The organism is Shinella sp. S4-D37, from assembly GCF_040812195.1.
Classification (GTDB): Bacteria; Pseudomonadota; Alphaproteobacteria; order Rhizobiales; family Rhizobiaceae; genus Shinella.
Map to the genome: position 1 here is coordinate 1,970,749 of NZ_JBFNXL010000005.1, position 18,294 is coordinate 1,989,042.

Below are 18,294 nucleotides of genomic sequence, written 5' to 3' on the forward strand. Positions count from 1 at the left end.
ATCTCGACTCCCTTTCGAACTCGTACCCCGATGTAAGACGTTCAGCCGTCTTTTTCAAACACTAGAATGTCGCGGTGGTTAGCCGAAAGCGTGACGTCGCGCAATCCGGATGCTAACAGATCGGCCCTCACGCGGGCCCTAATCGGCCGGTTCGTGCCCGGCACGGCGAGATCGAGCAGTTCGACCACCCCGAGAAAGCGCCGCGACAATATGCGGGCGGGGATATCGCCGCCCGTTTCCATCACCCGCAGCCCCGAAAGGCGCACCGCGACATGGACCTTCTGGCCATCGGAAAACCGCGTGCCGTCGACATTGCCGAGCGGCGTTTCGACCACGCCGCCGCGCACATGGCCGGGAAATTCGTTGATTTCGGAGAAGAAGGCGGCGGCGAAGATGTTCTTCGGGTGAAGATAGAGCTCTTCGGCCGTTCCCACCTGCACGAGCCGGCCGTCCTTCAGCAGCGCGATCCGGTCGCCCATGCGCATCGCCTCTTCCGCATCGTGGGTCACCACGATGGCGCTGGCGCGCGACTGGCGCAGGATCGCCAGCGTATCGGCGCGGATCGAATCCTTGAGGCGCGAATCGAGCCCGGAGAAGGGCTCGTCCATCAAAAGCACCGAGGGGCGCGGCGCGAGCGCCCGGGCGAGCGCCACGCGCTGCTGCTCGCCGCCGGACAGGACATGCGGAAATTTCCGGGCATAATGCGCCAGGCCGACGCGATCGAGCGCGATCTCGGCCTCCGCCTCCGCCTCGGCGCGCGGCAGGGCCGTCAGGCCGAATCGCACATTGTCCCGCACCGTCATATGCGGGAAGAGCGCGAAATCCTGGAACATCAGGCCGACGCCGCGCCGCTCGGGCGGCAGGAAGACGGCGGGGCCGGCAACCTCGCGGTCGTTCAAGAGCACGCGGCCGGCCGTCTGTGCCTCGATGCCGGCGGCAATGCGCAGAAGCGTCGTCTTGCCGGAACCGGACGGGCCGAGCAGGCACAGCACCTCGCCGGGCTCCGCGGTCAACGAGATGCCGCGGATCGTTTCCTTGTTGTGGTAGCTATGGTGGATATCCTCGAAGGACAGGCTCGCCGCGAAGGTCACCGCCGATGCCCGCCTCGTCCCGATATCGTTGGAGCCTGACGGATCCAGAACCATGTGCCGAAGTCTTTCCCTGTCGCCGGCTCCCGCCGACGATGCAGTCCTGTCATAAGCTTCGTCTATTCGTCTTCTTTTCCGCCCGGTGTCAAGAGACCGAGTTCCTCCAGGTCGAGCTGGGTGATCGGGTCCTCGTCCTCCGCAAGCTCGTCCTCGCGCAGCGGCAGGGGCACCTGGAAATTGGAGGGGATGCGGCCGGACAGGAGGCCCGCGCCCTTGAGCTCTTCGAGACCCGGCAGGTCGCGCAGGTCCTCCAGCCCGAAATGATCGAGGAAATCGCGCGTCGTGCCGAAGGTGACCGGGCGCCCCGGCGAACGCCGGCGGCCGCGAAACCGCACCCAGCCCGCCTCCATCAGCACGTCCAGCGTGCCCTTGGAGGTCTGCACGCCGCGGATATCCTCGATCTCCGCGCGGGTGACCGGCTGGTGATAGGCGATGATCGACAGGACCTCGAGCGCGGCGCGCGACAGTTTGCGCACCTCCGTCTCGTCCGTGCGGATGACGAAGGAGAGGTCCGGCGCGGTGCGGAAGGCCCAGCTGTCGTCGAGCTGCACGAGATTGACGCCGCGGCCCGCATAGAGCGCCTTCAGTTCGCGCATGACATGCAGCACGTCGACGCCGCGCGGCAGCCGGTCGGCGATATAGGCCTGCGGGACCGGCCCGGCGGAGGCGAAGACAAGCGCCTCGGCGATGCGCGCCGCCTCGTGCAGCCGGCGCGGATCGACGATCGTGCCGGCGTCCGCATCGCGCGGTGCGTCGTCTCCCGCCTCAGCCACGATCGTCGCCCCCGTCCTCGTCGCCGTCCGGGTTCGGCCCGCGGCGCAGGTAGATCGGCTGGAAGGCGCCGTCCTGGCGCAGTTCCAGCCGCCCTTCCCGGACCAGTTCCAGCGTCGCCGCGAAGGCGCTGGCGATCGCCGTGGTGCGCTCGGCCGGATCGCTGAGGTAACGCAGGATGAAATTGTCGAGCGCCGCCCAGTCGTCCTCGAAGCCGCCGACCAGCAGCGACAGGATCTCGCGCGCGTCGGAGAGCGACCAGACCGTGCGCTTCTCGATGGTCACATGGGTGACCGCGTGGCGCTGGCGCAGCGAGGAATAGGCGCTGAGCAGGTCGTAGAGCGAGGCCTCGAAGGAGGAGCGCCGCTCGGTCGGGATGTGCTCCGGCATGCCGCGGGCGAAGACGTCGCGGCCGAGGCGGTTGCGGTTGACGAGCCGGCTTGCCGCATCGCGCATCGCCTCCAGCCGCTTCAGCCGGAAGGCGAGGCTCGCCGCCATCTCCTCGCCGGAAGGGCCGTCGTCCTTGGCCTGTCTGGGGATGAGCAGGCGCGACTTCAGATAGGCGAGCCAGGCCGCCATGACGAGATAGTCGGCGGCAAGCTCGATACGGATCTTGCGCGCCCGCTCGATGAAGACGAGATATTGCTCGGCGAGCGCCAGCACCGAGATGCGGGTGAGGTCCACCTTCTGCGTGCGGGCGAGATGCAGGAGAAGGTCGAGCGGGCCTTCGAAGCCGGCAAGGTCGACGACGAGGCTTTCCTCGGAAAGGCCCCGCGCCTCGGCGTCCTGCCACAGGTCGGCCATCGGCGCCTGCGCGCCGCGCCCCTTCCTCGGTGGCTTCGACCCCGTTCCCTGCACGTCGCCCCTCTCTTCGCCCCGCGGCGGTCGTCAGGCCACCGCGACCATGGCGTTGAATTCCTCGCGCAGCGCCGCCTCGTCCGCCCCGTCCGGCGTCGGGAAGCCCGCGCGCACCGCATTCGCCCGCCGCAGGCTGTCGCCGGTGAGCGGCGGAACGTTCTCGGTCACCGCGATCATTTCCTCCATGATGCCATGGCAATGCAACACCAAGTCGAGGCCGGCGGCAATGATTCCCCGGCTTCTTGCGGCAATATCGCCCTTCAGCGCGTTCATCGACACGTCGTCGGACATCACAAGCCCGTCGAAACCGATATGGCCGCGGATGATCTCGCGCACGACCTTCGCCGAGGTGGTCGCCGGATTGTCGGCATCGATGGCGGTGAAGACGATATGCGCGGACATCGCCATCAGCTCGTCCTTCATGCGGCGGAAAGGCACGAAGTCGCAGGCCTCCAGCTCGGCGCGGCTCGCGTGCACGACCGGCAGGTCATGGTGCGAATCGACCATGGTGCGGCCGTGGCCGGGCATGTGCTTCATGATCGGCAGCAGGCCGCCGGCCTTGAGGCCCTCGGCAGCCGCCTTGCCCATAACGCAGACGATCTCCGGCTCCTGCCCGTAGGCACGGTTGCCGATGACGTCGTGCACGCCCGGAACAGTGACGTCGAGCACCGGCAGGCAATCGACATTGATACCGAGGCGCAGGAGATCGAAGGCTTGCAGGCGCGACATGAGCCAGGCGGCGCGCAGCCCCTTCTCGGCATCGGCGCGGTAGATGGCGCCGAGCGCGGCGGCGTTCGGATATTGCTGGACATGCGGCGGCTTGATGCGCTGGACGCGGCCGCCCTCCTGGTCGATGAGCACCGGAATGTCCGCCCCGCCGCCGATGCAGTCGCGCATTTCGGCGGTCAGGTCCGCCACCTGCGCCGGCTCGCCGATATTGCGGCCGAACAGGATGAAGCCCCAGGGCCGCTCGCTGCGGAAGAAGGCTTTTTCGTCGGCGGTCAGGCTGAGGCCCTTGCAGCCGGAAAGGAAGGATTTCGATTCGCTCATGTCCGCAATCTTGAAGGTTCGTGGGGAAACGAAGGATGTGCCGTCGGAATCGAAGAGGCGCGGACCAGGCCGCGCCTCCCCGGGAAATCGTCGCCGCCTCAGCGGGTGACGAGGCAGCTGCCGCCGGCGCTCTTGTAGCGGCTGCAGAGCGAATTGGCTTCCTCGCGCGAGCCGGCCGGGATTCGGACGCGGAAATAGGTGCCCTTGTTCGGGATCTCCGCCTTCCTGATATCCACGCCGCGCCCGCCGATGACGGACGAGAACTTCGAGGAGAGCGTGTTGTAGCTCTTCTGGGCTTCCGCTTCGGAAGGCAGCGAGGCGATCTGGATGACATAGCTGCCGGGCGCGACGGCTGCGACCTGCGTCTGCTCGCCCGTCTGCGTCGGCGTCGCCTCGGCCGTCCGGGTGCCCGAGACGTTGCCGTTTTCGGTGACGGTGCCGACCACGGTGACCGGCTGGTCGATGGGGCGGGTTTCCGGAACCGGCGCATTGCCGTCCGTCGAGGTGGCGCTCGCGCCGATCGTCGTCGTCTTCACGGTGCGCACCGGCGCGGTGTCGTCGACGTCGGCATTGGCGACCTCCGCCAGCGCGGAGCGCGGCTGACCTTCGCCGGCCGCCTGCTCGGCGGCGAGCGAGGCATTGGTGTCGACCGTCGCATTGGCCGTGGCGGCGATTTCGCCCGAGGCGCTGCCGGTGGTGGCGGTCGCCTTGGCGTCGAGCGAGGCGGTTTCCACCGCCGGCTCGCCGACCGTCTCCTCGCGGGCGACGAGCGTGCCGTCCGGCTTGACGATCATCGTCTTGACCTTGCGCGGCGAGACGAGCGGCGTGTTGCCGCCCTCGGCCGCCGCCGTTTCCGGCTCGTCGACGCCCGGCAGCACGCGGTTCTCGTTCTCCGCGGCGATGACCGCCTCGACGCCGTCTTCAGGACCGTCGAACGGCAGGGTTTCCGGCGTCAGCGTGCGCTGCACGACGTCGACGGGCTCTTCCGTCGAGGTGACGAGCTGTTCCTGCTGCGGGGTCGCGGCCGTGTCGCCGGCGACGCGGTCATAGACCGCCTTGTCCTGGTTCGGCACGGTCTTGCCGCCCTTCTCCTCCGGCACGATCTTGATCGGCTCCTTGTCGGCGAGGATCACGCGCGGTTCGCCGGAGTTCGCGGTGCCGCCGGTAAAGCTCGACCAGGCATAGACACCGCCGCCGCCGACCATGAGCAGGGCCGCGACGGAGGCGGCGATCAAGAGGCCGCGGCGCGGGCGGGACCGCTCCTCGTCATAGCCGTCGCCGGCATAGAGCGTGTTGGCCTGGCCCGGATCGACGGGGATCGCCATGCGCTCGGGCTGGTTCAGCGAGCGGCGGAAGTCCTCTTCCAGGGCGCGCTCGAAATCGTCGACGTCGTTGATCTGCGTCGCGGGCTGGCTGACGGCGGCCGCGACCGCGCCGGCGGAAACGCCGGCCGACAGGTCCTCGCCGCGCGTCTTGGCGGCCGGCTCGTTGAAGAGCTGCGCCATTTCCGCGTCGATGTCGAAATCATAATCGGGCTGGTAGGCCGGCGGCTTCTCCTTCTCGATGACGGGAAGCTGCGGCACGTCGAGCTCGGTGACGGGGGAGACGCCCTCGTCGGTCTCGGCGATCATCGCCGGGTCGAAGGGCAGCGCGCCGTCGGCCGTCTCGGCGGCCACCGGCTGCGGCGCGATATAGGTCGAGACGGGAACGGCGACCGCCGGCTCGCGGCGCAGGGGCGTCTGCATCCCGACCGGCCCTGCGGCCTCGACGGTGGTTTCCGGGCGGGTCTCCGCCACCTTGGCCTCCTGCCGCACCGGCTCCTCGTCGAGCGAGAAATCGATGTCGGAGAGGTCGAATTCGAGGTTTTCGATATCGAGGTCCGGCTCGGCCGCCGCCGGGATCGGCATGGCGACCGGCTCGCGGTAAGCTTCGGCCTCCTGAACAGGAACAGCGTCGGCCAGCGGAGCGTGGGCCGCGTCCTCTAGCGGCTGGCGGTGCGCGACGGGCGTCGCGCGGCCGAAGATCGAGGCGACATGGGCCATGCTGGCGCGCGGCGTCGTGCTCACGGAGGCGAGCGTGGCGGCCGTAAGCGGCGAGCGGCTGTCCGGCACGGGATAGCGCTCGACCTCGGCCAGCAGCGAATCCGGGTCGTAGCCTTGGCCCGGCTCGACCGATTCCAGCCGGTAGTCGGGCTCCAGATCCTGCGCGGGCTCGGCGCCCCGCCATTGCGTCTCCGCCTCGGCCACGGCGCGGGCGCGGTCCTCGCGCGTCTCGAACGGCATCTCGGCGACGAAATGCGGCTCGTCGCGGGCATAGGCCGGCTCGGTATGGAACGGTTCGGAGACCGGATGGGCCACCGCGGCGGCATCGCGGACGTCGGAAAGCAGGTCGCCGGCAAAGCCGTCGCCGATCGAAAGCTCCAGCTCGCGCTCGAGATCGAGGCCGATCTCGTCGATCGGATTTTCCTCCGGCGCGAGCGGCTGGAAGCCAAGGACGACGGGCCGGTGCTCCTCGGCATCGACGGCGACCGGCGTCTCGACGATAGGCTCGTTGCGCACGGACGGCTCGAAGCGCGGCTCCAGCCGGTCGGCGAACCGGTGGCCGGCATGCGCCATCGGCTCGGCATCGACGGGCGACACGTCGTGCACGGCCGTCTCAAGCTCGTCGGCCAGCAGCAGGGCCGGATCGAAATCCAGTTCCGGCTCGACGTCTGCGGGCTGCGCGTCGGCCACGGCCTCCTGCGCATAGGAGGGCTCGGCCGCGGGCGCATCGAAAGTGACGTCGCTCACGGCGACTTCCGGCTGCTCTACCGCGACCGAGGCATCTTCCTCGAAGGACGGCTCGGCGTGGAAGAACTGCTCCTCGAAGGAAGGTTCGTGGTGGACGACATCGCGCGGCGCGGCATCCCGCGTCGGCACCTCGTCGAGGATGGCATCGCGTGCTTCCGCGCCCGGCTCCGGCATGTCGAAGACCGGCTCGACATGCTGCGGCGCGGCGCGCTCGGCAATAACGGGCTCGACGCTCTCGCGGGGCGGCGCATCATATTGCTCGAAGGCGCGCATCAGCTCGTCCTCGAGCGCAAGCACGGGATTGTCCATGCGCGGAGCCGCATGGTCGGGCTCCGGGGAAGGCCTGCCGGCATCCGGAACCGGACGCGGCTCGTAGCCGACGAGACGGGCAAGCTCGGCCAACGGATCGTCGTCCGCCAGAAGATCCGTGTCAGCGGTTCCGCTTCGCGCGAAGTTCTTGTCTGCCATACTGCTTCCCACTCACAAGCTACAAAGACGCGTTTGCCAGCTTATTGTGGGCAAATGGTGACGTTTACCGCATTTCGTTCGGAGCAGCCGTGCCTGTAATGGACAGGCCCGACTTGAGAACGGAGGCGACAGCGTGCACCAGCCCAAGTCTGGCGATGGTCAATTCTCTATTTTTATCGTTAACAAACCGTAATTCCGGCTGTTCTTTGCCCTTGTTCCAGTGCGCATGGAATGCACTGGCAAGATCATAGAGATAAAACGCGATGCGATGGGGCTCGTGCGCCAGTGCAGCGCCCTCGATCACACGCGGATATTCTGCGAGCTTCGCCAGAAGCTGCAATTCGCTCGGATCGGCGATGTTGCCCTCGATGGCGGCGGCAAGATCGAGCGCGGCGACGTCGAGGTCGGCAAAGGCTTCCGCGGCCTGGCGAAACACCGACATGCAGCGCGCATGGGCATACTGCACGTAGAAGACCGGGTTGTCCTTGGACTGCTCGGTCACCTTGGCGAAATCGAAATCGAGCGGCTCGCTGTTCTTGCGGTAGAGCATCATGAAGCGCACCGGATCGCGGCCGACCTCGTCGACGACGTCTCTCAGCGTGACGAAGTCGCCCGAGCGCTTCGACATCTTCACCGGCTCGCCGTCGCGGAACAGCTTGACCAGCTGGCAGAGCAACACGGTCAGCTTCGACTTACCCTCCGAAACGGCGCGCGCGACGGCCTCCAGGCGCTTGACATAGCCGCCGTGGTCGGCGCCGAGCACATAGATCATCTCGTCGAAGCCGCGGTCGAACTTGTCCTTGAAATAGGCGACGTCGGCGGCGAAATAGGTATAGGAGCCGTCCGACTTGATCAGCGGGCGGTCGATGTCGTCGCCGACCTCCGTCGAGCGGAAGAGCGTCTGCTCGCGGTCTTCCCAGTCTTCCGGCAACTGGCCCTTCGGCGGCGGCAGCACGCCCTTGTAGACATGGCCCTTGAAGGTCAGGTCGTTGATCGCGGTGCGGATCGGCGCGCCGTTGCCGGCATGCAGCGAGCGCTCGGAATAGAAGACGTCGTGCGTGACGTTGAGGGCGGCGAGGTCCGCGCGGATCATCGCCATCATCGCGTCGATCGTCTTGTCCTTGACGATGGGCATCCACTGGTGTTCCGGCATGGCGCGCAGCGTCGTGCCGAATTCCGCCGCCAGCGCCTCGCCGACCGGGACCAGATAGTCACCCGGATAGAGGCCCGACGGGATGTCGCCGATCGTCTCGCCGAGCGCCTCGCGGTAGCGCAGGAAGGCCGAGCGCGCGAGCACGTCGATCTGCGAGCCCGCATCGTTGATGTAATATTCCTTGGTCACGGCATAGCCGGCGAAGGCGAGCAGGTTGGCCAGCGCATCGCCGACCACGGCGCCGCGGCAATGGCCGACATGCATCGGGCCGGTCGGGTTGGCAGAGACATATTCGACGTTCACCTTGCGGCCGGCGCCGAGCGCACCACGGCCGTAGTCCGTGCCGGCCGAAACGATCGCGGCAAGCAGCTTCTGCCAATAGGGCACGGAGAGGCGGACATTGATGAAACCGGGACCGGCGACGCTGACATCGGCCACTTCCGGATCCTTCTTCAGCTCGGCGACGATGAGATCGGCCAGCGCCCGCGGATTGAGACCGAGCGGCTTTGCCAGCACCATCGCGGCATTCGTCGCAACGTCGCCATGGCTCGCATCGCGCGGCGGCTCGACGGCGATGCGGCCGAAGTCGAGGTCGGCGCGCTTTTCACGCACGATCTCAAGTCCTTCGAGTACGTTTTTGATTCTGCTGTCGAAGTCTGTAAAAAGGTTCATCTCGTCCATCCGCACGCAGCGGCCCGTTTCGGGCCATTTCTGCGAAGAAGTTCAGGTGGCGGCTGACTATCGCAAATCGGGGGTATGGTCAAACAGCCGGCGATGCGTGTCGACCGCGTAGTTGTCGGTCATGCCGGCCAGATAGTCGCCGACATGGCGCGCGCGGGCCGATTCCGGCATGGTGGCGATCCGGTCCACCCAATAGTGCCCCCGCATGAGCTGCGGGTCGTCCATATAGGCGTGGTAGAGGTCCGTGAGGATCGAGGCGGCGTTCGCCCGCACCCGCATCACCTCCGGATGCCGGTAGATGCGCGAGAACAGGAGCTTCTTGATCTCCTTGTCGGTGCGCGCCATCTCCGCGGAGAAGGTGGCAAGGCAGCGGCGCGCCTTGCGCACGTCGTCGGCGCTTTCCGGCCGCTCCTCGCGCACCGCCTGCTGCGCATAGCCGATCACGTCCTCTACCATGGCGGTGATCTGGCGGCGCATGATCTCATGGGTGAAGCGCGAGGCTTCGAGGTCCGGATAGCGCTGGCGCACGTCGCGCATCAGCCCGGCGAGGAACGGCACCTCCTCCAGCATCTCGAAGGTCAGATAGCCCGAGCGCAGCCCGTCGTCGATGTCATGCGTGTTGTAGGCGATGTCGTCGGCGATCGCCGCGACCTGCGCCTCCATGCTGGCGAAGCTGCCGAGTTCCAGGTCGTGCAACGCGCAATAATCGAGGATCGGCCGGGGTACCTCCTCGCCATGGGTGCATTCGCCCGTCGGGCCGATCAGCGGCCCATTGTGCTTGACGAGACCCTCCAGGCTCTCCCAGGTGAGGTTCAGCCCGTCGAACTCGGCATAGCGCCGCTCCAGCTTGGTGACGATGCGCAGCGACTGGGCGTTGTGGTCGAAGCCGCCGAAGGCCTTCAGCACCTCGTGCAGGGCATCCTCGCCGGTATGGCCGAAGGGCGTGTGGCCGAAATCGTGCACCAGCGCCACGCCCTCGGCGAGGTCCTCGTCGAGCCTCAGGGCGCGGGCGAGCGCGCGGGCAATCTGCGCCACCTCGATCGTGTGGGTCAGGCGCGTGCGATAATGGTCGCCGTCGGCGGCGATGAAGACCTGTGTCTTGTGCTTGAGGCGCCGGAAGGCCGTGGTGTGCACGATACGGTCGCGGTCGCGCTGGAAATCCGAGCGCGTAGGGCTTTCCGCTTCGGGATGGAGCCGTCCACGGGTCGCCCAGGGGTCGGAGGCATAGGTGGCGCGTTGCCCCGCGCCAAAACCCAGCGCATGTTTGTCGAACGTCATTCTTCACCTGCATTCACGCCGCCCATTGACGCGGCCGCAATGCCTTCATACCTATAGTGTGCACAGCGGCAAGTCCGGCTGCAAGCCGAGCGTGAAATACAAGCCTTTTCAAGGATTTGTGTGAGACGGCTCGCAGCGGGTCACGCCCGGGACGGCAAACCGGCCGTCCTCGAAGGATAGCGATTCTCTCCGGATCTTGACCCCGGCAGGAGGCAGACATGACCGACAAATCCGTTACGATTTCCGACGCCGCCGTCCGGCGCATCGCGTCGATCCTCACCTCCGCGCCCGAAAAGCAGGCGTTGCGCGTCTCGGTGGAAGGCGGCGGCTGTTCCGGCTTTTCCTACAAGTTCGACCTCGTCGCGGACCAGCAGGACGACGACCTGGTGCTCGTGCGGGACAATGCGAAAGTGTTGATCGACCAGCTCTCCCTCGTCTACATGGACGGGTCCGAGATCGATTTCGTCGACAACCTGCTCGGCCAGTCCTTCCAGATCAAGAACCCCAACGCCGTGGCCAGTTGCGGCTGCGGCACCAGCTTCTCGATCTGACCTTCCAGAAACCAAGACGGGAACCCGCATGCCGATCAAGATTGCCACCTGGAACATCAACGGCGTGCGGGCGCGCATCGACAATCTCGTCGCCTGGCTGAAGGAGTCCAGTCCCGACATCGTCGGGCTCCAGGAGATCAAGACGATCGACGAAGGGTTTCCGCGCGGCGAGATCGAAGCGCTCGGCTATCACGTCGAGACGCATGGCCAGAAGGGCTTCAACGGCGTCGCCCTGCTCTCGAAAATCCGGCCCGACGAGGTGAATCGCGGCCTTCCCGGCGGCGACGGCGACGAGCAGTCCCGCTTCATCGAGGGCGTCTTCTCCGTCGAGGGCGGCGTCATCCGCTTCTGCTCGCTCTACCTGCCGAACGGCAACCCGGCGGACGATCCGGTGAAATATCCCTACAAGCTCTCCTGGATGGACCGGCTGGTCGCCTTTGCCGAGGACCGGCTGGCGCTGGAGGAGCCGCTGATCCTTGCCGGCGACTACAATGTCATTCCCGAGCCGCACGATTGCTGGGACGTGAAAGTCTGGCAGCGCGACGCGCTCTACCTGCCGCCGACCCGCCAGGCCTTCCGGCGCCTGGAGAATCTCGGCCTCACGGATGCCGTGCGCGCCTCCACCGATGCCGTGCCGCATTATACGTTCTGGGACTACCAGGGCGGCTGCTGGCCGAAGAATTTCGGCATCCGCATCGACCATCTCATGCTGTCGGCCGAAGCCTCCGACCGCCTCGTCTCGACGGCGGTGGAAAAGCATGTGCGCAACTGGGAAAAGCCCTCGGACCATGTGCCGGTCGTGGCGGTGCTGGATTACGCGGCGTAGAGGACAGAGCGCGCGCCCACCGGCCGCTATTCTTCCGGGCTGAACCGGATGCTCTGCGCGAGCGCCACGCCCTTGCGGCGGTCGGCCTCGCTGGAGACGGAGAAGGCTTCCTCCTGGGTGGCCTGCAGCCAGCCGCAGTCCTTCGGCGGGCAATGGTCGAGCGCGGCGGTCATGAAGGCAAGGCCCCGGGCCGTCTGGCCTTCCTGGAAGAGGATGTTGCCGAAGAGGCCCATGGCGCCCGCATGGCCGTTGTTGCGCGCGCGGTTCAGCCACTTCTTGGCCTGGTGCACGCTGACGCCGCCGCCCTCGCCCGAAAGCATCATGCGGCCGAGCTGGAACTGGGCCTCGGGAATGCCGAAGGCGGAAGCCGCCTGGAAATAGAGCTGGCGGGCCTGGGCCATGTCGACCTTGACGGGGCTGTCGGGAATGCCGCGGCGATAGTAGCTGGCGAGCGCGATCAGCGCATTGGCGAAATAACCCGTGTCCTCCGAGCCCGGTTCGACGCCGGCCTGGGCGATCTCGCTGTACATCTTGAAGGCTTCGAGATCGTTCTCCGGCACGCCGTCGCCGTCCGCATACATGTTGGCGAGTGCCCAGCGCGAACCGGTATGGCCCTTTTCGGCGGCGTAGCGATAGGCCTCGACGGCATCGCTCTTGCGCCCCTCCTTGTAGGAGAAGAAGCCGAACTTGAAGAGATCGAAGGGCCCGCTTTCCTTGCTGACGCCGGACTGGGGATCGAATGCGAGAGCCTGGGACGCCGCTCCGAGAGGGAGCGAGAGACAAAGACCCAATACCACTGCTTTCATCGGCATCAACTCGGACTTCGGCATCACTTCTACAATTCCGCGCCGGCCCGGCTTGCATCCGCCGAACCGGGAACGCACGACTTCCGTGCGGATTTCCGGCAACTCCGGCGGCAATGACATCGGCTGGCTCATCGTTTCCTTGGGCGCGGTTCCACGCGTCTGCATGTCCGTATCGCTGCGCCCCGTTTGTGGCGGGAAATGGACATTTCGTCGCTTCCCCGAAGGTGTAGCAAACTCTGGGAAAAAAGTGTTGCGATTCCGTCACATATTTTCAGGCGTCGCTGTGGTCTTCCCGTCAAGCCTGCCGCAAGGCAACGGAACGTTAACCAGGAAAAAGGGCCCGGTGATGACACCGGGCCTGATTCTGGCCGTTCCTGGTCCGGCCGATCAGAACTTGATCTTCAGCGAGGTGGAGATCGCCGTCACCAGGTCGCTGTCGAAATCATAGGAGACGCGGCGGCCGAAGGTGCGGCCGTCCTTGACGACCTGGCCGGACGAACCGCTCGTCAGAATGCCCAGCGCGCCGCTCAGGCGGAACTCGACATTCTCGTTCGCCGCATAGGAAATGCCCGTGCCGACGGTCCAGGTATCGGTCTGCGCGCCGATGCCGGTGCTCGTGCCCCGGTCCCAGGTCAGGCTCACGGCGCCGCTCAGCCTGTCGTTGAACTTGTGGCCGACGCCACCGGAAACGGTCCAGCCGTCGCGATAGAGCAAATCGAGCGAGGTGACCTCCGTCGGGCCGCTCGTGCGGCAGTCGATGCCGCGCGTGGCGATCGGGCAGAAGGGCAGGCTCTGAAGCTGGCTCCAGTCGGTCCACTTGACGGAGCCGAAGGCCAGCCAGTCGGGCGCGATGCCCGTCTGGAACTTGAACTCCAGCGAATCCGGCATTTCGGCGGAACCGAAGACCGGCGTGTTGATGCCGGCAATGCCCGGCAGGACGGCGCCGGGAACCTGCCGGAGGTCCATCGTGCCTGTAATGTCGTCGAGCTTCACCGCGCTGTTGTAGACGAGGCTGGCGCGCAGCGCGTATTCCTCGATCTCGTAGGCGATGCCGGCGCGCCAGCCCCAGCCCTCGCCCTCCAGTTCGAGGCGGCCCATGCCGCTCAGCGGCGCGCCGTCGGGCATGGCGAAGACGAGGCGGTCCTTGAAGCCGGAGACCTCCTGGTAGAAGCCGCCGCCGATCAGGCGCAGCCTGCCCGGCCCCATGTCGAAGGAATAGGAGCAGGTCGCCGCGTAATTGTCGCTCTCGATCTTGGTCTCGACATTGTCGTTGGCGCCCGCCCAGTTGCGGCCGGGATTGACGTGCACGCCCCAGGGCTGGGAATAATCGGCCATGCAGTCGACCGCGTCGGTGATCGCCGCCTTGAAGCCGATGCGCGGCACCCAGTAGCCCTCGGTGTCGCGAACGCCGTCGTCGGGCAGGCCGCTGAGGTCGCCGTCGAGCGGGATGTTGTCGCGGACATTGTTCATCTCGCGCTGCGGGTTGACATAGGTCACCGCCGTCTCGATGGCATAGTCCGAAGGATCGAACAACAGGTCGATATTGTAGCCGCCCCGCTCCAGGCCGCCCGCTTGTGCCGAGGTAGCCGCCAGCAGGGCCATCGCCGTCATCGTTCCGATGCCGATGGTCTTCCGTCTCATGCAATCCTCCGCTGCAAAGCCCCGCGCCCCGGACGGCTGTCTTCCGTCCTGCGCCTCTCCACTGCGACTATCGAAGAGGACCGCGAGGTTGGCAAACCCGCGTTTTTACCCGCGACTTCCGGCGGGTATTCAAGAAGTTACGTAAGTTTTTCATGAAGCCCCTCAGCAGTTGCACCACCGGAAACGATTTTTCAACAATAGCGACCTTCCCGCTAATAAAGGGTTATCTTTTCCATAATGGTAGTAACCTGTTACATTTGGGATACAGGCGGAATTTTGCGGAGGGGCCGACGAATCGAAAAGCGCGCCGGAGGTTCCGACGCGCTTTCCTGGCATTTACGCAGATCTGAAGGAACTCAGCCCGCTTCGCTCACCCGGCCGAGGGCCACCGCGAGGCTTGCGAGTTGCTGCTCCAGTTCGGCAAAGCGCTCGCGCTCGGCCTCGACCACCTCCGGCTTGGCATTGGCGACGAACTTCTCGTTCGACAGCTTTGCCTGGATGCGCGCGGCTTCCGCCTTCGCCTTCTCGATGGCCTTTTCGAGGCGCGCCTTTTCGGCCGAAAGGTCGATCAGCGTGCCGAGCGGCAGGCAGGCGGTCGCCTCGCCGACGACGATCTGCGCCGCGCCCTTGGGCGCCGTGTCCTCCAGGCCGATCTGCTCGACACGGGCAAGGCGGCGGATGGCCGAATCGTGCGTTTCGAGGCGCTTCCGCGTCATCGCGTTGGCGTCGACCATCACGAGCGGCGCCGTCGCGCTCGGCGGCACGTTCATTTCGGCGCGCACCGAGCGGATGCCGGAGACGAGGTCGATCAGCCAGTTGATCTCGTCGGCGGCCGCCTCGTCGCCATAGGCCGGCGACGGCCATTCAGCGTGGCAGACCAGGCTGTCACGCGCCTTGCCCTCGGCGGCGGTATGCGCCCAGAGCTCTTCCGTCATGAAGGGCATGAACGGGTGCAGGAGCTTGTAGATTTCCTCCAGGACATAGGCCGCGCAGGCCTGCGACTCCGCCTTGGCGGCCGCATCCTCGCCGCTGAACACCGGCTTCAGCAGTTCCAGATACCAATCGCAGAACTGGTTCCAGACGAAGCGGTAGAGCGTGCTCGCCGCATCGTTGAAGCGGTAGGTCTCGATCGCCTCGGTGACGTCGCGCGCCGTGCGGGCAAGTTCCGTCAGGATCCAGCGGTTGATCGTCAGCGAGGCCGCTTCCGGCACGAATTTCGGATCGGACGCCACGCCGTTCATCTCGGCGAAGCGCGTGGCGTTCCACAGCTTGGTGCCGAAATTGCGGTAGCCGGCGATGCGGGCCGGGTCGAGCTTCACGTCGCGGCCCTGCGCAGCCATGATGGCCAGCGTGAAGCGCAGCGCGTCCGCGCCGTATTCGTCGATCAGTTCCAGCGGATCGATGACGTTGCCCTTCGACTTCGACATCTTCTGCCCGTTCTTGTCGCGCACCAGGGCGTGGACATAGACGGTGTGGAACGGCTCGACCGGGTTGCCGTACTCGTCCTTCATCAGGTGCAGGCCCATCATCATCATGCGGGCGACCCAGAAGAAGATGATGTCGAAACCGGTGACCAGCACGTCGGTCTGGTAATATTTTTCCAGTTCCGGCGTCTGTTCCGGCCAGCCGAGCGTCGAGAACGGCCAGAGCGCGGAGGAGAACCAGGTGTCGAGGACGTCCTCGTCGCGCGTCAGGATATCGCTCGGCGCGAAATTCTCCAGCTTCTCCTCGACCCAGGCCTTCCACGGGCCTTCATGGGCGATGTAGTGCTGGATGGCGGCGTGCAGCGCCTCCTCCTCGGTCTTCTCCACGAAGACCTGGCCGTCCGGGCCGTACCAGGCGGGAATCTGGTGGCCCCACCAGAGCTGGCGCGAGATGCACCACGGCTCGATGTTCTCCATCCAGTCGAAATAGGTCTTCTCCCAGTTCTTCGGGACGAAGTTGGTGCGGCCCTCGCGGACGGAGGCGATGGCGGGTTTGGCCAGCGTCGCGGCGTCGGCGAACCACTGGTCGGTCAGCATCGGCTCGATGACGACGCCGGAGCGGTCGCCGAAGGGCTGCATGACTTTCTTGTTCTCGACGAAGGGCACGTCGTTGCCCTCGGCGTCCTTGACGGTGACCGCCAGGCCCTCGGCATTGATCGCCTCGACGATGCGCTTGCGGGCCTCGTAGCGGTCGAGGCCGCGATATTCGTCGGGAACGAGGTTGATGTCGTCGACCTCGGCCTCGTTCGGCACGGTGCCGGTCTTCGCGATCTCCAGCGCCTGCGCGGCATAAAACGCGTAGGGCTCGCCGTCGGCGCGCATCGCCGCGCGCGTGTCCATCAGGCGGTAGAGCGGGATGTTGTTGCGGCGGGCAACCTGGTAGTCGTTGAAATCGTGCGCGCCGGTGATCTTGACCGCGCCGGAGCCGAAATCCGGTTCCGGATATTCATCCGTGATGATCGGGATGAGGCGGCGGTGCTCCTTCGGGCCGACCGGGATCTCGCAGAGCTTTCCGACGATCGGCGCATAGCGCTCGTCCGAGGGATGGACCGCGACCGCGCCGTCCCCCAGCATCGTCTCGGGACGCGTCGTGGCGATGGAAATGTAGTCGCGCTCCTCCTCAAAGACGACGTTGCCGTCGGCGTCCTTCTCGACATAGGTGTAGGTCTCGCCGCCGGCCAGCGGATACTTGAAATGCCACATGTGGCCGTCGACTTCGCGGTTCTCGACCTCGAGGTCGGAAATCGCCGTTTCGAACTTCGGGTCCCAGTTGACCAGCCGCTTGCCGCGATAGATCAGGCCTTCCTTGTAGAGCGACACAAAAACTTCGAGGACGGCGTCGGAAAGGCCCTCGTCCATGGTGAAGCGCTCGCGCGACCAATCGCAGGACGCGCCGAGGCGCTTCAGCTGGTTGAAGATCAGGCCGCCCGATTCCGCCTTCCACTCCCAGACCTTCTCGACGAAGGCCTCGCGGCCCATCTCGCGCCGGCTCGGCTGCTTCTCGGCGGCAAGCTTTCGCTCGACGACCATCTGGGTCGCGATGCCGGCATGGTCCATGCCCGGCTGCCACAAGACGTCCTTGCCGCGCATGCGCTCGAAGCGGACCATGATGTCCTGCAGCGTGTTGTTGAGCGCATGGCCCATATGCAGCGAGCCCGTCACGTTCGGCGGCGGGATCACGATGGTGAAGGTTTCGGCGCCGGGCTTGGCGCCCTCGCCGGCGCGGAACGCGTCCGCATCTTCCCATGCCTTGGCAATGCGCGGCTCGACCGCTGCGGAATCATAATTTTTTTCAAGCATTTTCGTGCGTGGCCTGCTGTTTGTCGGTTACGTTTTCTAAACCGGATGGCCGGGGCGAAGTCAACAATATCAGAAGAAAAGCCGCCCCGGGGCTCCGGCGCGGCTTAAACCAATCTTTTTGAGAATTGGTCGCGTCGGTCAGCGGCGCGGGCCGCGCGCCACCCGTTCGATCTCTTCGCGCACCAGCCGCTCGACGAGCGTCGGCAGGTTGTCGTCCAGCCATTCCTGCAGCATCGGGCGCAGCATCTCCTCGGCGATCTCGTCGAAGGAGCGGCGCGGGCCGGCGTCAAGCGCGTGGGCCAAGGCGCCGAAGGACTGGGCCACGCGTGCGCCGACATCGGGCGAGACGATCGCGGCGACCTCGCGGCCGGCATCGGCCGGCGCGGCTTCGGGCGTCGCGACCTCTTCCGGTTCGACCTCCGCGACAGTCTCGAACGCCGGTACGGCACGGCCGGTATTTGCGGCCATGCGCGCAGTCACGAGCGGGTTCTCCCCGCGCGCGGGCGCCTGAACCGGCTCGATGGAAGCGGGCTCGTGTTCCGGCATTTCACGGTTGGCGACATGGCGCTCGGAGGCGGCGCGAACGCGGGCGGCGACATCGGCGAGCGACAGGGCCGGCTGTCCGCCCTGCGCCGGTTCGGCACGGGGCATCGGCTGGATCGTGGCCGAACGCTGCTCTTCGGCATGGAACCGTTCCACCACGCCCGGATGATCGAGCAGGGTGCGGCCCTCGCTCTCCGTCGTTATGTCGAAGCCGCCGTCGTCGTCGGCATCGGCGCCAAGCTCCGGCATGGCTTCGTTGTTCTCGATGATCTTGCGGATCGACGCCAGGATTTCATCCATGGACGGTTCACGCGCTACATTCGGCTGGGCCATTTCAATCCCCGTTCTCTGCGGCGTCCCTGTGGCCAGCCGCTGCGGGACCTGCCGGACATCACGAAAACCCTAGGCGAGTTCGAAGACGAACTAAATCGCTGCGAATCATGTGTC

At 66.1% G+C, this 18,294-nt stretch carries 14 protein-coding genes; 3 read left to right on the top strand and 11 right to left on the bottom strand.

Going from position 1 to position 18,294, the window contains the following annotated elements:
* Positions 1-41 precede the first annotated feature (41 nt).
* The 7 genes from AB3G45_RS17025 to AB3G45_RS17055 form a co-directional block, all read right to left on the bottom strand.
* Positions 42-1,145, bottom strand: a complete 1,104-nt coding sequence (locus AB3G45_RS17025) for an ABC transporter ATP-binding protein (protein ID WP_367831684.1) — start codon at positions 1,143-1,145, stop codon at positions 42-44.
* 62 nt (positions 1,146-1,207) lie between these two features.
* Positions 1,208-1,921, bottom strand: a complete 714-nt coding sequence (gene scpB, locus AB3G45_RS17030; RefSeq protein ID WP_367831685.1) for an SMC-Scp complex subunit ScpB — start codon at positions 1,919-1,921, stop codon at positions 1,208-1,210.
* Positions 1,914-2,723 carry a ScpA family protein gene (locus AB3G45_RS17035; protein ID WP_367831686.1) on the bottom strand — a complete coding sequence of 270 codons (810 nt, stop codon included), beginning with the start codon at positions 2,721-2,723 and terminating at the stop codon, positions 1,914-1,916. The genes scpB and AB3G45_RS17035 overlap by 8 nt, the downstream gene beginning before the upstream one ends.
* Before the next feature lie 84 nt (positions 2,724-2,807).
* Positions 2,808-3,827, bottom strand: a complete 1,020-nt coding sequence (nagZ, locus tag AB3G45_RS17040; protein WP_367831687.1) for a beta-N-acetylhexosaminidase — start codon at positions 3,825-3,827, stop codon at positions 2,808-2,810.
* Between the two features lie 98 nt (positions 3,828-3,925).
* The gene (locus AB3G45_RS17045) at positions 3,926-7,084 is read right to left on the bottom strand and encodes an SPOR domain-containing protein (RefSeq protein WP_367831688.1); all 3,159 of its coding nucleotides are present in this window, start codon (positions 7,082-7,084) and stop codon (positions 3,926-3,928) included.
* Between the two features lie 64 nt (positions 7,085-7,148).
* On the bottom strand, positions 7,149-8,909 hold the full coding sequence (argS, locus tag AB3G45_RS17050) for an arginine--tRNA ligase (protein ID WP_367831689.1): 1,761 nt from the start codon (positions 8,907-8,909) through the stop codon (positions 7,149-7,151).
* A 66-nt stretch (positions 8,910-8,975) separates the two neighbouring features.
* Positions 8,976-10,196, bottom strand: a complete 1,221-nt coding sequence (locus tag AB3G45_RS17055) for a deoxyguanosinetriphosphate triphosphohydrolase (protein WP_367831690.1) — start codon at positions 10,194-10,196, stop codon at positions 8,976-8,978.
* Positions 10,197-10,414: 218 nt separating this feature from the next.
* On the opposite strand from AB3G45_RS17055, the gene AB3G45_RS17060 reads away from it, so the two are divergent.
* On the top strand, positions 10,415-10,747 hold the full coding sequence (locus AB3G45_RS17060) for a HesB/IscA family protein (protein ID WP_367831691.1): 333 nt from the start codon (positions 10,415-10,417) through the stop codon (positions 10,745-10,747).
* 34 nt (positions 10,748-10,781) lie between these two features.
* Entirely contained in the window at positions 10,782-11,573 is a 792-nt protein-coding gene (xth, locus tag AB3G45_RS17065) for an exodeoxyribonuclease III (RefSeq protein ID WP_367833609.1), read from the top strand.
* A gap of 26 nt (positions 11,574-11,599) precedes the next feature.
* On the opposite strand, the gene exoR is transcribed toward xth, so the two are convergent.
* A complete protein-coding gene (exoR, locus tag AB3G45_RS17070; protein ID WP_367833610.1) occupies positions 11,600-12,403 on the bottom strand; it encodes an exopolysaccharide production regulator ExoR in 804 nt (267 codons plus the stop codon).
* A gap of 61 nt (positions 12,404-12,464) precedes the next feature.
* Between exoR and AB3G45_RS17075 the strand changes: the two genes are divergently transcribed.
* Positions 12,465-12,827: a hypothetical protein gene (locus AB3G45_RS17075; protein WP_367831692.1), complete on the top strand. Its 363-nt coding sequence runs from the start codon at positions 12,465-12,467 to the stop codon at positions 12,825-12,827.
* Here the strand turns inward: AB3G45_RS17075 and AB3G45_RS17080 are convergent.
* The 3 genes from AB3G45_RS17080 to AB3G45_RS17090 all read right to left on the bottom strand — a co-directional run bounded on the left by AB3G45_RS17080 (position 12,767) and on the right by AB3G45_RS17090 (position 18,180).
* Positions 12,767-14,020: an OmpP1/FadL family transporter gene (locus AB3G45_RS17080; RefSeq protein WP_367831693.1), complete on the bottom strand. Its 1,254-nt coding sequence runs from the start codon at positions 14,018-14,020 to the stop codon at positions 12,767-12,769. The two genes, AB3G45_RS17075 and AB3G45_RS17080, sit on opposite strands and share 61 nt — an antisense overlap.
* Before the next feature lie 356 nt (positions 14,021-14,376).
* On the bottom strand, positions 14,377-17,304 hold the full coding sequence (locus AB3G45_RS17085; RefSeq protein ID WP_367831694.1) for a valine--tRNA ligase: 2,928 nt from the start codon (positions 17,302-17,304) through the stop codon (positions 14,377-14,379).
* Between the two features lie 138 nt (positions 17,305-17,442).
* On the bottom strand, positions 17,443-18,180 hold the full coding sequence (locus AB3G45_RS17090; RefSeq protein WP_367831695.1) for a PopZ family protein: 738 nt from the start codon (positions 18,178-18,180) through the stop codon (positions 17,443-17,445).
* Positions 18,181-18,294: the final 114 nt, after the last annotated feature.

Coding starts and splice junctions, on each gene's coding strand:
- exoR (WP_367833610.1), bottom strand. CDS start 12,403: ATGCCGAAGTCCGAGTTGATGCCGATGAAAGCAGTGGTATTGGGTCTT.
- argS (WP_367831689.1), bottom strand. CDS start 8,909: ATGAACCTTTTTACAGACTTCGACAGCAGAATCAAAAACGTACTCGAA.
- AB3G45_RS17045 (WP_367831688.1), bottom strand. CDS start 7,084: ATGGCAGACAAGAACTTCGCGCGAAGCGGAACCGCTGACACGGATCTT.
- AB3G45_RS17080 (WP_367831693.1), bottom strand. CDS start 14,020: ATGAGACGGAAGACCATCGGCATCGGAACGATGACGGCGATGGCCCTG.
- nagZ (WP_367831687.1), bottom strand. CDS start 3,827: ATGAGCGAATCGAAATCCTTCCTTTCCGGCTGCAAGGGCCTCAGCCTG.
- AB3G45_RS17025 (WP_367831684.1), bottom strand. CDS start 1,145: ATGGTTCTGGATCCGTCAGGCTCCAACGATATCGGGACGAGGCGGGCA.
- AB3G45_RS17060 (WP_367831691.1), top strand. CDS start 10,415: ATGACCGACAAATCCGTTACGATTTCCGACGCCGCCGTCCGGCGCATC.
- AB3G45_RS17035 (WP_367831686.1), bottom strand. CDS start 2,723: ATGGCCGACCTGTGGCAGGACGCCGAGGCGCGGGGCCTTTCCGAGGAA.
- AB3G45_RS17085 (WP_367831694.1), bottom strand. CDS start 17,304: ATGCTTGAAAAAAATTATGATTCCGCAGCGGTCGAGCCGCGCATTGCC.
- AB3G45_RS17055 (WP_367831690.1), bottom strand. CDS start 10,196: ATGACGTTCGACAAACATGCGCTGGGTTTTGGCGCGGGGCAACGCGCC.
- AB3G45_RS17090 (WP_367831695.1), bottom strand. CDS start 18,180: ATGGCCCAGCCGAATGTAGCGCGTGAACCGTCCATGGATGAAATCCTG.